Below are 15,950 nucleotides of genomic sequence, written 5' to 3' on the forward strand. Positions count from 1 at the left end.
ATGGACATCGACTACCCCTTCCACTACGCCGACGGCATCACGGCGCGCACCGACACGAACGATCATGTGCGCGACATGATCGAGCAGCTGCTGTTCACGCAGCCGGGCGAACGCGTCAACCGGCCCGACTTCGGCAGCGGCTTGATGCAGATGGTGTTCGCGCCGAACAGCCCCGAGCTGGCCGCCACGCTGCAGTTCACGTTGCAGGCGGCGCTGCTGCAATGGCTGGGCGACGTGATCGATGTGCGCGCGCTCGAGGTCACGGCGCAGGATGCGACGCTGCGGGTGACGCTCAGCTATGCGGTGCGTGGCGCGGCGCCGCAGACGGTGCAGTTCGAACGGGAGGTGGCATGATGGACCTGCGCTGCCGGAACGAACAGCGGCGCCAGGCGCTGTTCAACAATCCGCGCTGGAACGGCATCGACTTCCTGGAAGTGGGGCCGGACCAGCTGTCGCTGTGCGTGCACTTCTTCGGCCAGGTGCCGCAAGGCCTCGACCCGCGCGCCGTGCGCATCGAAGGAGGCCGGCGCATCCGCGACATCCGCGTGCTGGCCGTCGCGTGCGCGCAAGACGATGACGACGAACGCGACGACTGCCTGCACATCACGCTGGACAAGTACGGCGATTTCTCCACTTACCGCCTGTGCCTCGTCGATCCCGCCTGCCCGGAGCACCCGCTGCCGGGGCTCGATCCCCGCTATGCCTGCCTGGCGTTTTCCTTCAAAATCGATTGCCCGAACCCGTTCGATTGCGCGCCGGCGCCCTGCGTGCCAGCGGTGGAGGCGCCGGGGCCGGACATCGATTACCTGGCCAAGGACTACGACAGCTTCCGGCGCCTGCTGCTGGAGCGCCTGACGCTGTCGATGCCCGAGTGGCGCGAGCGCCACGTGCCGGATGTCGGCATCATGCTGGTCGAGCTGCTGGCCTATACGGCCGACATGCTGAGCTACTACCAGGATGCGGTGGCCACGGAAGCGTACCTGGAAACGGCGCGCCGCCGCATCTCCGTGCGGCGCCACGTGCGGCTGCTCGATTACCAGCTGCACGAGGGCTGCAATGCGCGTGCGTGGGTGGCGCTGGGCTCCGACACCGACAGGCTGCTGCCGCCGGACGTGTACTTCGTCACGGGCTCGCCCGCGCTGGCGCAGTTGACGGTGGAGTATGGCGGCCCGGCGCTGCCGGAGTATGCGGTGCAGGCGCTGCCCGCCGGCCGGCACCAGGGCTACCAGCCGATGTTGAAGCCTGGCGCCGACGGCATCGCGCTGGTCGCGGCGCACAGCCGCATCGCCTTCCACACATGGGGCGACACGGAATGCTGCCTGCCCGCGGGCAGCCGCCGCGCCACCTTGCGCGATGAAGATCCGGAGCAGCCCGGCCGGCGCGTGCTGGCCTTGCACCGGGGCGATGTGCTGATCTTCGAGGAAGTGAAGGGACCACTGACCGGCAGCGAGTACGATGCCGATCCCGCCCGCCGCCATGCGGTGCGCATCACCAGCGTCCGGCACGACGAGGATGGCTTGCTGGGCGTGCCGGTGCTGGAGATCGAATGGGGCGCGGAAGATGCGCTGCCGTTCGCGCTGTGCCTGTCGGGCCGGCTGGCGGCGCCGGACTGCTCGCCGGTCGACGGCATCAGCGTCGCGCGCGGCAATGTCGTGCTGGTCGAACATGGCATGCCGGCGGCCGAAGAACTGGGGCCCGTGCAGCCGGGCCTTGATGCCGGCGAATGCGCCTGCGAGGGCAGCATCGTCGACATGCGCCGGCCTGCGTTGCCGTTCCGCGCCCGGCTGGAACACGCGCCGCTGGTGCACAGCGTGCCGGCGCGGTCGCATCTGCCCGCGGCGCGCAGCCTGTTGCAGGAGCCGGCCGAGGCGCGGCCCCGCGTCGCGTTGGTCGAGCGTGGCGACGCCGGCGCGGCGTGGCAAGCCTACCCGGATTTGCTGCACAGCGGCGCGGACGAGCGCCACTTCGTGGCCGAGATCGACGACGACGGCGTCGCCTGGCTGCGCTTCGGCGACGGCGAGGCAGGCCGCATGCCTGCTGCCGACACGCGCTTCCAGGCGACGTACCTGGTCGGCGGCGGCACGGCCGGCAATGCGGCGGCGGAGGCGATCCGCTACCTCGTCTACCGCGAGCAGATGGTGGATGGCAGCGGCCTGACCGTGCGCAACCCGCTGCCGGCCGTCGGCGGCATGGCGCCTGAGACGGTGGCCGCGGCCCGGATGGCGGCGCCGTACGCGTTTCGCACCGTGGCGCAGCGCGCCGTCACCGCCGCCGATTATGCCGAGCTGGCGCAGCGCGATCCGCGCGTCGCCCGCGCCCATGCGCGGCTGCGCTGGAACGGCAGCTGGCAGGAAGCCGTCGTGGCGCTCGATCCGCTGGGCACGGAGATTACCAGCCCGGCGCTGCGACGTGCCGTCGCCGGCGCGCTGTACCGCTACCGCCGCATGGGCCACGACCTGCGTGTGGTGGCCGCGCGCTACGTGCCTTTGATGCTGGAGCTGCATGTGTGCGTGCTGCCGGATTATGTGCGCGGCCACGTGCAGGCGGCGCTGCGCGAGCGGCTGTCGAACCGCCGGCTGGCCGACGGCAGCCTGGGCTTCTTCCACCCGGATCGCCTGGACTTTGGCGGCATCGTCGCGCTCTCCGCGCTGGTGGGTGCCGTGCAGGCCGTGGCCGGCGTGGCGAGCGTGCGCGTGCTGCGGCTGCACCGCTACGGCGAGCCGCCGGCCGGCGAGGTGGAAGCGGGCTTGCTGAAGCTGGCGCCGCACGAGATCGCGCAGCTCGACAACGACCGCGACTTCCCCGAGCAGGGGCAGCTGCTGCTGACGATGGATGGAGGCCGGTGATGAGCGATTGCGATTGCAACGGCGCCTGTGCTTGTGCTTGTGCTGACTGCGGCGGCGCGGCGACGACGCCGCCGGTGGCGTACAACCCGCCCGGTCAGGACCGCATCGCCTACCGGGCCGGTACGTACCGGAGTTTTTACGGGCGCATGGTGGCAGGTCTGTCCGGCCAGCAGGCCGGCCCGCTGCGGCAGCTGCACACGCGCGAGCGCGGCGATCCGTCCATCGCCCTGCTCGATGCGTGGGCCGTCGCGGCGGACATTCTCTCCTTCTACAACGAACGCATCGCCAACGAAGCGTATCTGCGCACGGCCACCGAGCGCCGTTCCGTGCTGGAGCTGGCGCGGCTGACGGGCTACCGGCTGCGGCCCGGCGTGGCCGCCAGCGTCTACCTGGCGTATCAGCTCGACGCGAACGCCGGCGCGCTGACGATCCCCGTCGGTACCCGCAGCCAGAGCGTGCCCGGGCCGGGCGAACAGATGCAGACCTTCGAGACGGCCGAGCCGCTGGAGGCGCGGGCGCGCTGGAACGCGATCCGGCCTCGCCTGACGCAGCCGCAACTGCGCAGCGCGGCCGACATCGTCGACCAGCCGCTGTACCTGCGGGGCGTGAGCACGCGACTGAAGGTCAACGATGCGCTGCTGGTGGATTTCGGCATGGGCGGCCAGCACGACTTTCATTACTACCGGGTCGGCAGCGTGGCGCTGGACGAGGCGGCCGGGCGTACCCGCATCGGCCTGCGCGCATGGAGCGGCGGAGCCGGCACGCAGAGCCTGGCGCTGCCGGGATGGCTGCAACTGAGCTTTACCAGCATCGACACGCTGATCAGGCAGCTGGGCCGCCTGCCGAACCTGCAACCGCGCAATGCGCTGCGGCTGCGGCGCGATCCGGCCCAGGCCTTTGTCGGCGGCGCCGACGTCTACCCGCAGCTGCTGAAGAACTTCCAGCCGGCGCTGGACGCCCGGCTGTACGACGCGCTGGTCAATGCGCCCGTCGCCCAGCCGGTGCCGGTGCGGGTGTATGCGCTGCGCGTGGCTGCACCGCTGTTTGCCCACAACGCACCGCACCAGCCGGCGCCCGGCCTGGAAAACCACATGGTGCTGGAGCCGCCCGACTACGTGGTGCCGACGATCACGAATACCTGGGGTCCGTTTGCGGACCTGCCGGGGGACGGTCCCGACGGCCTGCCGCACATCGCGCTGGACCGCGTCTACGACACGGTGCGGGCCGATGCCGACAGCTGGGTGGTCGTCGACCGGCCGTTTGTCGACGGCTTTTCCGACGCGCCGGACGTGCCCGCCGGCGTCTCCGTGCACAGGGTCGGCAACGTCAGGACCGCGACGATGAGCACCCCGGCCGGCGCCGCGCTGGAAGTCACCCAGCTCGACGTGGAATCGGCATGGCTGCGCGACCTGGGCGATCGCGACCGGATGGAGTCGGTGCTCGAGTCCACGGCGGCGCTGCGCGGCACGCGCGTGTATGCGCAGAGCGAGCCGCTGGAGCTGGCCGAGGAACCGCTGGCGGAGGAGCTGGGGGACGAACGCGGCAGAATCGGCGAGATCGAGCTGGATGGTCTGTACGACGGCCTGAAGCCGGGCCGCTGGCTGTTCGTCAACGGCGAGCGCAGCGACATGGGCGACGTGCGCAACGTGGCCGCCACCGAACTGGTGATGCTGGCCGCGGTGCGCAACGGCGTGCGGATGACGGCGGGCGACACGGGCGGCGGCAAGGAGCCGCCGCCGCCCGAGCCGCTGCCGGGAGAACGTATCCACACCTTCATCACGCTGGCCGAACCGCTCGCCTATCGCTACCGGCGCGCCAGCGTCACCTTGCAGGCCAATGTGGTGCGTGCGACGCATGGTGAAACCCGGCACGAGGTGCTGGGCGGCGGCGACCCGACGAAAGCTTTCCAGCAGCTGGCGCTGAAACAGGGCCCGCTGACGCACGTGGCGGCATCCACCGAGACGGGGGCCGACAGCACGCTGGCCGTGCGCGTCAACGGCCTGCTGTGGCATGAACACGTGGCGCTGGTGGCGGACGGGCAGGATGCGCGCGCCTACGTCACGCGGCGCAACGATGCCGAGCAGACCAGCGTCGTCTTCGGCGACGGCATGCACGGCCAGCGCCCGCCCGGCGGCGCCGACAATATCCGCGCCGTGTACCGCAGCGGCATCGGCGTGAGCGGCAATGTGGGCGCCGGGCAGATCACGCTGGCCACCGACAAGCCGCTGGGCGTGGCCGGCGTGGTCAATCCGCTGCGCGCCTCCGGCGGCGCCGATCCGGACCGGCTGGAACAGGCGCGGCGCAACGCCCCCCTGGCCGTGATGACGCTCGGCCGGCTCGTCTCGGTGCGCGATTATGCCGACTTCGCGCGGGCCTTCGCCGGCATCGGCAAGGCCACCGCCACGCAGCAGCGCAGCGCCGGCAGGGCGGCGGTGGTCGTCACGATCGCCGGCATCGACGACCAGCCGGTCGACCCCAATTCCGACCTGTTCCGCAACCTGCTGGCGGCGCTGCGGCGGCTCGGCGATCCGCAACTGCCGCTGCGCCTGCAGCTGTGTGAAGCGCTGGCGCTGACGGTGCGCGCGCGGGTCGCGCTGCAGCCCGATTACGCGTGGGAGGACGTGGCGCCGCGCATCCGCGCCGCCCTGTACGACGCGCACGGCTTCGAGCGGCGCAAGATCGGCCAGGGCGTGGTGGACAGCGCGATCGTCGCGACGATCCAGCAGGTGCGCGGCGTCGCGTACGCGCTCGTGCAGGTGCGCACGTACACGCAGGGCGAACTGGTGGCAGGGCTGACGCCGGCCACGCCGGCCGGCATCAACCGGGTCGAGCCCGCGCAGATCGCCTACCTGACCCCGAAGGTCCCGGACACCGTGATACTGGAGCTGCTGCCATGAGTACCGCCGCCGAACGCCTGTATGCGCTGCTGCCCGCGATCCACCGCCAGCGCGACGAGCAGCAGGGCTTCCCGCTGCGCGCGCTGCTGGACGTGATCGGCGCGCAGGTGCAGGTGCTGGAAGACGATATCGCCCGCCTGTACGACAACAGCTTCATCGAGACGTGCGACGACTGGGCCGTGCCGTACATCGGCGACCTGATCGGCTACCGTCCGCTGGCCGAAGCGGGGGCACCGGGCGGCGGGGCGGGCCAAGATAGACGGGGCTTGGATGCAGCGCGCCTGCGCGTGCTGATCCCGCGCGGCGAGGTGGCCGATACGCTGGCCTGGCGCCGGCGCAAGGGCACGCTGGCCCTGCTGGAGGTGCTCGCCGCGCAGGTGGCCGGCTGGCCGGCGCGCGCCGTGGAATTTCACCGCTTGCTGGCATGGACCCAGCACCTGGACCACCAGCACCCGCGGCGCGGCCGCACCGTCGACCTGCGCGACGGCCGCGCGCTCGATGCACTCGATGGGCCGTTCGACCGGCTGGCGCACACGGTGGACGTGCGCCGGGTGGCCTCGCGGCGCGGCGCGGGCCGCTACAACATCCCGTCGGTGGGGCTGTTCGTGTTCAGGCTGCGCGCCTACTCCGTCACGCACACGCCGGCCTATTGCCAGGAAGGGCTGGGCTCGCGCTGCTTCAGTTTCAGCGTGCTGGGTAACGACTCCCCGCTGTTCATCGATCCGCGCCGCGAGGACGATCCCACCGATATCGCCCAGCCGATCAACCTGCCGCAACCGATCCGCCGCCGCTGGCTGGGTGCCGACGGTGTCGGTCCGCTGTACGGGGAGGGCCTGTCGTTCGCGATCGCGGCGCCGGACTGGCCCACGCGCGGCGCGGCCCAGCCGATTCCGGCGCACCTGATCATTCCTGCCGACCTGCGGGACTGGGAGCGGTACAAGGTCCCCCGCGGCAAGGTGGCCGTCGATCCGGTGCGGGGGCGCATCGCGTTTCCCGAACGGGGCGCGCCGCGCCACGGCGTCACGGTCAGCTACCACTACGGCTTCAGCGCCGACATGGGTGGCGGCGAGTATGCCCGGGCTACCAGCGAACCGGCAGGGGCGCTGCTGCTGCGCGTGGGGAGGGAAGAGGAATTCGCGACGATCAATGCGGCGCTGGCGGCGTGGGACGTCCAGAAGCAGCAGCGCGAAGTCCTGGCCGCGGTCATCGAGATCACCGACAGCCGCGTGTACACGGAAGCGCTGGCGATCCGCCTCGCGCCCGGCGAAAGCCTGCAATTGCGCGCCGCCAGCCGCTGCCGGCCCGTGCTGCGCCTGCTCGACCAGATCGTCGACGGTGTCGATGGGCTCACCATCGAAGGAGGCGCGGCCAGCCGCTTCACGCTGGACGGCCTGCTGGTGACGGGCCGCGGCGTGCGCATCGCCGGGCCGGAGCCGGAGGAGGGCGGCCGCGCGCCCGCCGAGCTGTGCGACGTGCGCATTCGCCATTGCACCCTGGTGCCCGGCTGGGGCATCCACGGCGATTGCCGGCCGCGCCAGCCCGCCAAGCCCAGCATCGAACTGCTGCATACGCGCGCCAGCCTCGTGGTCGAGCACAGCATCGTCGGCGCCATCGTCGTGGTGGCGAACGAGGTGGAACAGGATCCGATCGCCATCGCCATCCGCGACAGCATCGTCGATGCGACGTCGCACGAGCGCCTCGCGATCGGCTCGGGCGACCAGGCGCTAGCCTTCGCGCGGCTGCGCATCGCGCGCTGCACGGTGATCGGCCAGGTGCTCGTGCACGCGATCGACCTGGCCGAGAATGCGCTGCTGCTGGACATGGTGCGAGCGGGCCGGCGCCAGGTGGGCTGCGTGCGGTTCAGCTATGTGTCGGTGGAGTCGCGCACACCGCGCCGCTCCCAGTGCCAGCCGGATCTGGTGCGCCAGGCCAGCGGCGGTGACGCCGAACTGCGCGAGCTGGAAACGGCCCGCGTGCGGCCCCGCTTCACGAGCCTGCGCTACGGCACGCCCGGCTACTGCCAGCTGCACGGGGCATGCGCCGACGAGATCCGGCGCGGCGCCGACGACACGTCCGAGATGGGCGCCTTCCACGATCTCTACCAGCCGCAGCGCGACGCCAACCTGCGCGCCCGCCTGCACGAATACAGTCCGGCAGCGATGGAAGCCGGCATCCTTTACGCCAACCAGGAGACATCAGCATGAAAGGCGACTTCACCCGCGATACGTTCGACCGGTCCAGGCACTACAGCCGGGTGCTGATGCAGCAAGGCCGGGTACAACTGGACGCCGACTGGAACGAGCAGGGGGCGCTGATGCTGCACCAGCTGCGCAGCCTGGCGATGGACCTGGTGGGCCCCGCCTGGGCGGTCGGCAATGGCTTCCAGCTGACGATCGGCGACAACGACTTCACGATCGGCCCGGGGCGGTTCTATGTCGACGGCATTGCCTGCGACCTGGTCGAGGACCTCTCCTTCCTGGCGCAGCCGGGTGTGCGCGAGGCGGACCGGAACTGGAATACCGACACGCCCTACCTCGTCTACATCGACGCGTGGGAGCGGCTCGTCACGGCCGCCGAGGACGAGCGCCTGCGCGAGGTGGCATTGGGCGGCGCCGATACGGCGGCGCGCGCGCAAGTGGTGTGGCAGGTGCGCCTGCTGCCGGTGCCGCCGGACGCCACGGGCGCGGGCCGCGTGATCGCCTGCAGCGATGCGCGCGTGCGCCTGCGGGAAGACCTGCTGCGCACGCTGCCGGTGCTGTACGCATGGGCGGTCGACGATGCCGCCGACGCGCCGTGCGAGATCTCCCCGGACTCGTCGTACCGGGGGGCGGAGAACCAGCTGTACCGGGTGGAGATCCACGATCCGGGTGCGCTGGACACGGCCAGCAATGCGCCGACGTTCAAATGGTCGCGCGACAACGGCTCGGTCGTGTTCCCCGTGCTGGCGGTTACCGGGTCGACCGTCACGCTGGCCCACCTGGGCCGCGACGAGCGCAGCGGCCTGACCGAAGGCGATTGGGTGGAGCTGGTGGATGATCCCTACCTGTACCAGGAGCGCCACGACGGCCTGCTGCGCGTGATGGCCGTCGACGAGGAACAGATGACGGTGACGTTGTCCGGCACGCTGGGTGACCGTGCCGCCAGCGCGCCCGGCCGCGTGCTGCGGCGCTGGGACCAGCGCAAGGGCGCCAACGACCATGGCGTCATCGCCGTCAAGGAATCGACGGCGCCCGGCCAGAACGCGTTCATGCTGGAGGATGGCGTGACGATCCGCTTCGAGCCGGGCGGCCAGTATCGTACTGGCGACTACTGGCTGATCCCGGCCCGCACGGCCACCGGCGACGTCGAATGGCCGAGGGCCACCGTTAACGGCGTGGTGCTGCCGGCGGGGCAGGAGCCGCACGGCGTCGTGCACCACTACGGCCTGCTGGGGGTGCTGGCGTGGAGCAACCGTGCCTGGGGGCTGACCAACTGCCGCTGCACCGTACCCGTTGGTGGGCTGGCGCAGTGCCCGTAGCGCGCGGCCTGGCGGTGCTTGCGCCGGCTGCAGGGCCAGCCGGCATCAATCGGCTGCCTTCCGCGCGGCGGCGACGAAGACGTATTTCTTGTCCAGCTGGTACTTCGCGCAGAAGCCCAGGACCAGGCCGATGATGCCGCCGGCGTAGCGCGCGGTTGCCGTGTCGAACAGCAGGTGGAAGCCATACTCGACGCTCCAGAACAGGGCGGTCGTGAACACGCCCATGAAGCTGTACAGCGCGAACAGCTTGCCGTCGTGCGCCATGTTTTTGCTCTGGAATGAAAAGACATACCGCTTTTCCAGCAGGTAGCGCAGCGGCAAGGCAGCCGCCGTGCCGGCGGCGATGGACAACTCCACGCCGTATGGCCCCGTGTAGGCCTGGATGAACAGCATCTGCACGCCAAGATTGGTTGCCGCGCCCAGCGTCGCGAACAGTGAATACATCACGGCGATGCCGGCCGCGCGCTTCACTGTCAACCTCCCAGGCCCTGGTTGGCGAGCAGGAAGCAGAGCGCGACCAGCTGGGCGATCACCAGGCTTGCCCTGTCCTTCAGCGCGAAGACGATCGGGTCGTCGTGCATTTCGCCGCGATGCGCCTTCATCCAGACCCAGCTGACCCAGAACAGCATCAGCGGCACGGCGAACCAGATCAGTTCCGGCTGCGCATACAGCGTGACGACGGTCTCGCCGTGCAGGTACAGGGCCAGCACCAGCACGGCCGCATAGCCGGCGGCAATCCCCAGCGCCTGCACCACCGGCGCGTCCGCGACCAGATAGCCGCGGCCGTGCGCATGATCGTTGCCGGCGCCCGCCAGCAACTGCAGCTCCGCATAGCGCTTGACGAACGCCAGCGAGAGGAAGATGAATACCGAGAACGCCAGCAGCCAGAACGACAACGTGATGGCCACCGCCGCGGCGCCGGCGATGATGCGCAGCGTGTACAGCGCGGCCAGCGTCAGGCAATCGATCAATGCCAGCCGCTTCAGGCGCAGCGAGTAGGCACACGTTAACAGGAAATAAAACACCAGCCATACCGTGAACGTGCGCCCGACCAGCAGCCCCAGGCCCAGGCTGGCGACGGCGCACACGGGCGCGAGCGTCACGCCGAGCTTGATCGGCACGGCTGCGCTGGCAAACGGACGATGACGCTTGCTGGGGTGCCGGCGGTCGCTCTCCAGGTCCAGCAGGTCGTTCGTCATGTACACGGCGGAAGCGCACAGGCTGAACGCCACGAACGCCAGGAGCAGCGTCGCCAGCGCGTGCAGGTTGCCGGCTTCGTGCGCGGCCAGCAGGGGAACGAACTGCAGCAGGTTCTTCAGCCACTGGTGGACCCGGAACAGCTTGCGCCACTGCCGGGGCGTGATCGCGTGCCCAGGGAACACCTTGGCGACAGTGGTCACGCCGGCCGCGCGCCGGGCCAGCGCGGCGCTGGCGTTGACGACGATCGCCTGGCGCGCCCCGGCCCACACTGGCATGTCCGACGTGGAGTTGCCGGCGTAGTCATACCCTCCCTCGCCATACCGCGCATCCAGCGCGGCGCGCTTGTTGGGGCCGGCATTGTTCGTCGTGCCGTCGCTGGCGATGACGTCGTCGAACACGCCGAGATGGTCGGCGATCGCCTGGGCCACGCGCCGGTCGCTGGCGGTGGACAGCACGATCTTCGCACCGGCCGCGCGCTGGTCCTTCAACCAGGCGATCAGCGGCAGGTTGTAGGGGAGGACGGTCACGTCCAGCGCGGCGCGGGCGGCGACCTGCGCCTTCAGCGCGGCCTTGCCACGCATCAGCCAGAAAGGCAGCGCCAGCAAGTTTAAAGGACTGTCGCGCAGCAGGCAGAGCGCGGCTTCATGCAGCGTGTCCGTCGGCGTCAGCGTGCCGTCGAGATCCACGGCGATGACCGCGGGCGTTTTGACGAGCGCATCCATTTTAGGGCCGTAGGCAGTATGGGCTGGTATCGATGGCGGCCGGCGGGCAGTGCGGCAAGACGGTGGAGGGAAGCAGGGCCGCGGCCGTTGCGCGGGACTGTTGGGCCGGGAAATCGCGCAACAGGACCCGTGAGGGGCAGCTTCTCATGCGGCCGGCATGCGTAATGTGAGGCGTGTCAACCGCCGCCGCGAAACACGGGGGCGCTGAGGAAGGCGCTGCGCGCGCCAGGTCGGAAAACGCGTGGAAAGGCTGTGCGCGCCTATTCCCAGGCGCGGGCGGCGGACCGGTGGATCGTCCACGTGAAGCCGCCGCCGACGGAGAAGCCGCTGCGCTTGCGGAACAGCGGGCTGTCCCGGTTCGCCGCATGGCTGAGATTGTCGTAGCGGGTAAAGCCGAACACGCGCCAGTCCGGCGACACGCGGCGCGACAGGCTCACGCCCAGGCGCGTCATCATCAGGCCGCCCGACGCCTGGTAGGCGGGGCGTGCGGCCGTGGCGTATTGCGGCGCCACGTCGTAGAAATACGCGTTCAGGTCCGCATTGCCGAACACGGCACCCACGCTGGCGTCCGCGTACCACGTGCCGTTGCCGTCGCCTGTCTCGACCAGCACGCGCGGCTCCGCCACCAGGCCGTGGCGGCGAAAGCCGTTGCCCAGCTCCACCGGCACGCGCACAGGCAGCTCCAGCCTGACCTGGCTGGTGGCCGACGGCCTGGCCAGCAGGACCTTCAGGCGCGGGCCGAACTCCAGCAGCGAGTTCAGGTCCGGCATGCCGCGGCGTGCCGCCACGTCGTCGGAGCGGGCCGGCAGCGACAGCGCGAAGCCGAGATCGAGTTCGACCCGGTCGCTGTTGATCAGGCGGGCGTTGACGCCGGAGCGGTCGGCACGGACGATCTTGCCGCGATAGATCACCAGCGGCAACACCAGCGCGCGGGACGAGCGGTCGTCCGCGCCGGGGTAGGCCGGCGTGGCCGCCGCGGCGCCCAGCAGGCCGACTTCCCACAGCGGCAAGGACGGCTCGCGGGCCGGTTCTGGCGGCTCGGCGGCCTGCGCGGCGAACGCGACGCAAGAACAGAGGCCCGCCTTGATGAGTGCGGAGAAGGAGGATGGCAGGGGCGGGAGGCGCATGCTGTGAGTGCTCGGCAAGGGAACGATGGGCACGATACCATAACGCGGCGTACGCCATGCCGCCGCCAAACGGGCGGCTCGGTGCGCCAGCGCACGGCGCGGCACGCCGCATTGCGTTGCAATGGAGCCATTACCGAACTATCCACACACTTCGACTCACGGAGCGCCGATGCGCCGCAAGCAGGAACCCGACCATCAACCATCCCCCAACGACGGCGCGCCCGGCCCGCACGCCTGTGTGCGCGTGCGCGGCGCCCGCGAGCACAACCTGAAGAACGTCAACGTGGAACTGCCGCGCGATGCGCTGGTGGTGTTCACGGGCGTTTCCGGGTCGGGCAAGTCGTCGCTGGCCTTCGGCACGTTGTATGCCGAGGCGCAGCGGCGCTACCTGGAATCCGTATCGCCATACGCGCGCCGGCTGTTCCACCAGATGCCGGTGCCGGAGGTGGACGAGATCGACGGCCTGCCGCCCGCCGTCGCGTTGCAGCAGCAGCGCGGCACGCCGACCGCCCGCTCGTCGGTGGGCAGCGTCAGCACGCTGTCCAATTCGCTGCGCATGCTGTATTCGCGCGCCGGCGACTATCCGGCCGGCCAGCAGTTGCTGTATGCCGAGTCGTTTTCGCCGAACACCGCGGAAGGCGCCTGCCCGCAATGCTCGGGCCTGGGCCGCGTCTACGAAGCCACCGAGGCATCAATGGTGCCGGACGACAGCCTGACGATCCGCGAGCGCGCCGTGGCCGCGTGGCCGCCGGCATGGCACGGCCAGAACCTGCGCGACATCCTCGTGACGATGGGCTACGACGTCGACACGCCATGGCGCGAGCTGCCGAGGAAGGACCGCGACTGGATCCTGTACACGGAAGAGACGCCGACGGTACCCGTCTACGCGGGCCTGACGCCGGAGGAAACGCGCCGCGCATTGAAGCGCAAGGAAACGCCCAGCTACCAGGGCACGTTCACCAGCGCGCGCCGGTACGTGCTGCAGACCTTTGCCAACACGGAAAGCGCGGCGATGAAGAAGCGCGTGGCGCGCTACATGGTCAGCACGGAATGCCCCATGTGCCGGGGCCGCCGGCTGCGCCAGGAAGCGCTGTCCGTCACGTTTGCCGGCATGGACATCATGACGTTGTCGCGCCTGCCGATCGAGCGCCTGGCCGGCCTGCTGCGGCCCTATGCGGACGGCAGCCAGCCGGCCGGCAAGGCAAAGAAGGACAAGCCTGCGGAGCAGCTGATCGTCACGCGCCGCATCGCCGCCGACCTGTGCGCGCGGCTCGATACGATGCTGGCGCTGGGCCTGGGCTACCTGGCGCTGGAGCGCAGCACGCCGACGTTGTCGCCGGGCGAGCTGCAGCGCCTGCGGCTGGCGACGGCCGTGCGATCGAGCCTGTTCGGCGTCGTCTACGTGCTGGACGAACCGTCGGCCGGCCTGCACCCGGCCGATACGGAAGCGCTGCTGGCCGCGCTGGCGCAGCTGAAGGCGGCGGGCAATTCGCTGTTCGTTGTCGAGCATGCGCTGGACGTGATCCGGCGCGCCGACTGGATCGTCGACGTGGGCCCGCTGGCGGGCGAGGGCGGCGGCGCGATTTTGTACAGCGGTCCGCCGGACGGCTTGCGCAACGTGGCGGCGTCGCACACGCGGCGCTACCTGTTCGACGAGGTGACGCCGCCGGCACGCGAGCGTCGCGAACCCGCCGGCTGGCTGCGGCTGGAAGGCGTCACCCGCAACAACCTGCACGACCTGGCGGTCGCCTTCCCGCTGGGCGTGATGTGCTGCGTGACCGGGGTGTCCGGCTCGGGCAAGTCGACCCTGGTCAGCCAGGTGCTGGTGGACCTCGTCGGCACGGCGCTCGGCCATACGGCGGACGAGCCGGCCGATGACGAGGGCCTGGAGCCGCAACTGGACGACGTGGTGGAGGAAGACACGGCGGGCCGCATCGCCGGCGGCATCGAAGGCGTGCGCCGCCTGGTGCGGGTGGACCAGAAGCCGATCGGCCGCACGCCGCGCTCGAACCTTGCCACCTACACGGGGCTGTTCGACGCGGTGCGCAAGCTGTTCGCCGCCACGCCGGCGGCCCGCAAGCACCGCTACGACGCAGGAAGATTCTCGTTCAACGTCGCCAAGGGCCGCTGCGCCCACTGCGCCGGCGAAGGCTTCGTGATGGTCGAACTGCTGTTCCTGCCCAGCGTCTACGCGCCATGCCCCACCTGCAACGGCGCGCGCTACAACGCCGACACGCTGAAGATCACGTATAAGGACCGCAACATCGCCGACGTGCTGGGCATGACCGTCGACGAGGCCCACGCGTTCTTCGCGGACGAGGAAGCGGTGGTGCGGCCGCTGCAAGTGCTGCGCGAAGTGGGCCTCGGTTACCTGCGGCTGGGGCAGAGCGCCACCGAACTGTCCGGCGGCGAGGCACAGCGCATCAAGCTGGCCACCGAACTGCAGCGGGCCACGCGGGGCGGCGCGCTGTACGTGCTGGACGAACCGACCACCGGCCTGCACCCGTTCGATACGGACCGGCTGGTGGCCCAGCTGAACCGCCTGGTCGATGCGGGCAACTCCGTCATCATGGTCGAACACACGATGCGCGTGGCGGCGGCCTGCGACTGGGTCGTCGATATCGGGCCGGGCGCCGGCGAAGCGGGCGGCACCGTCGTTGCGGCCGGGCCGCCGGAGGAGGTGGCGGCCAGCAAGGAGAGCCGGACGGCGCCTTATTTGAAGGCTGTCATGGTCTGATGCCTGGGATATCAGCTCGCGCCTGGTCTGTCATCTGCCGGGTTGCTGCCGTGGATTGCTCCGCCATGCTCATCCTCGATGGACATCAGCTCACGAGCGGATTTGCTGAGCCATTCGACCCCTTCGTCAGGGGTCATGGGTTGCCCCAACAGCGTTATTGTCGCTAGCTTCGCATGAAGGCTTGCTTTTGCGTTCTCCACCGATTAATGGCGAGGCCGGTTTCCTTACCGATGCCCCGCACCGTGCGCGATTGTTGCAAGCGCCTGGGGCGCGCCAGCGTGCATGGCTGGCAAGAAGGAGACACGCGTGACGGTCGCTGGACGCTGCTTGTGCGGCCGCGTGGAGGCAGCCCCAAGGGCATGCGGTGACGTGGCATTGCGCGCCGGCCGGCGGCGTATCGCGGGGTCTCCACTTTAAACCCATCTAAAAGATAAGGCCGCACGCTGAAGACGCGGCTGTTTTAGATTTTCTGGCTTTGGAATTGGATCAAAACGGATCAATACCGGTTTTTTGTAGACCTCTTTAGGCGCGCCATCCCAGCCGGTAGAGTGGATTAGACTCTGCTGGCACATATTGGAGAAATCTGGCCATTGAGGCGCCGGCGGGTACCCCACGGGCTGGTGAAATCGTGGGCGGAGCGGCGCGCGAACAACATGCTGGTGGGAGCGCGCGACTAAGTAGGAAATCCGCCAATCGATCGACCATGTCGCCCGGAATATTCAACCCCTCGAAGCCGGCGCGGAGGAAGCGCGTCCGAAGTGCGAATGTCTAAACGGCGCTAATCCAAGCCGAATGAGTCTAGTCCGCACTGTTCTCAAGGATGAAGCGCCTGATTTGCACTATAAAAATATCGTCGCGACCTTATTTGATCTATTTCTAACTCAGGCGAATCTAAACCAACCTT

At 69.7% G+C, this 15,950-nt stretch carries 9 protein-coding genes; 6 read left to right on the forward strand and 3 right to left on the reverse strand.

The annotated features are described in order from the left end of the window. From IP92_RS07375 to IP92_RS07395, 5 genes are read left to right on the forward strand one after another with little or no spacing between them, the layout of a single operon-like run. Window positions 1-354 carry a GPW/gp25 family protein gene (locus IP92_RS07375; RefSeq protein ID WP_145873870.1) on the forward strand — a complete coding sequence of 118 codons (354 nt, stop codon included), beginning with the start codon at window positions 1-3 and terminating at the stop codon, window positions 352-354. Further along, entirely contained in the window at window positions 351-2,846 is a 2,496-nt protein-coding gene (locus tag IP92_RS07380; protein WP_145873871.1) for a putative baseplate assembly protein, read from the forward strand. Before IP92_RS07375 ends, IP92_RS07380 begins: the two co-directional genes overlap by 4 nt. Next, on the forward strand, window positions 2,846-5,743 hold the full coding sequence (locus IP92_RS07385; protein ID WP_145873872.1) for a putative baseplate assembly protein: 2,898 nt from the start codon (window positions 2,846-2,848) through the stop codon (window positions 5,741-5,743). Before IP92_RS07380 ends, IP92_RS07385 begins: the two co-directional genes overlap by 1 nt. Further along, complete coding sequence (locus IP92_RS07390; RefSeq protein ID WP_145873873.1) at window positions 5,740-7,947, forward strand: hypothetical protein; 2,208 nt, start codon at window positions 5,740-5,742, stop codon at window positions 7,945-7,947. Before IP92_RS07385 ends, IP92_RS07390 begins: the two co-directional genes overlap by 4 nt. Further along, the gene (locus IP92_RS07395) at window positions 7,944-9,260 is read left to right on the forward strand and encodes a DUF6519 domain-containing protein (RefSeq protein WP_145873874.1); all 1,317 of its coding nucleotides are present in this window, start codon (window positions 7,944-7,946) and stop codon (window positions 9,258-9,260) included. The genes IP92_RS07390 and IP92_RS07395 overlap by 4 nt, the downstream gene beginning before the upstream one ends. 45 nt (window positions 9,261-9,305) lie before the next feature. On the opposite strand, the gene IP92_RS07400 is transcribed toward IP92_RS07395, so the two are convergent. The 3 genes from IP92_RS07400 to IP92_RS07410 form a co-directional block, all read right to left on the reverse strand. Further along, window positions 9,306-9,731 (reverse strand): GtrA family protein, encoded by a 426-nt coding sequence (locus IP92_RS07400; RefSeq protein WP_199271890.1) that lies wholly within the window; start codon window positions 9,729-9,731, stop codon window positions 9,306-9,308. 2 nt (window positions 9,732-9,733) lie between these two features. Next, complete coding sequence (locus IP92_RS07405) at window positions 9,734-11,182, reverse strand: UbiA family prenyltransferase (RefSeq protein WP_145873875.1); 1,449 nt, start codon at window positions 11,180-11,182, stop codon at window positions 9,734-9,736. 260 nt (window positions 11,183-11,442) lie between these two features. Continuing rightward, on the reverse strand, window positions 11,443-12,309 hold the full coding sequence (locus tag IP92_RS07410) for a MipA/OmpV family protein (RefSeq protein ID WP_145873876.1): 867 nt from the start codon (window positions 12,307-12,309) through the stop codon (window positions 11,443-11,445). 169 nt (window positions 12,310-12,478) lie between these two features. On the opposite strand from IP92_RS07410, the gene IP92_RS07415 reads away from it, so the two are divergent. Beyond that, complete coding sequence (locus IP92_RS07415) at window positions 12,479-15,046, forward strand: excinuclease ABC subunit UvrA (protein ID WP_199271889.1); 2,568 nt, start codon at window positions 12,479-12,481, stop codon at window positions 15,044-15,046. Window positions 15,047-15,950 lie beyond the last annotated feature (904 nt).

The sequence above is a fragment of the Pseudoduganella flava genome (assembly GCF_007830495.1).
Classification (GTDB): domain Bacteria; phylum Pseudomonadota; class Gammaproteobacteria; order Burkholderiales; family Burkholderiaceae_D; genus Rugamonas; species Rugamonas flava.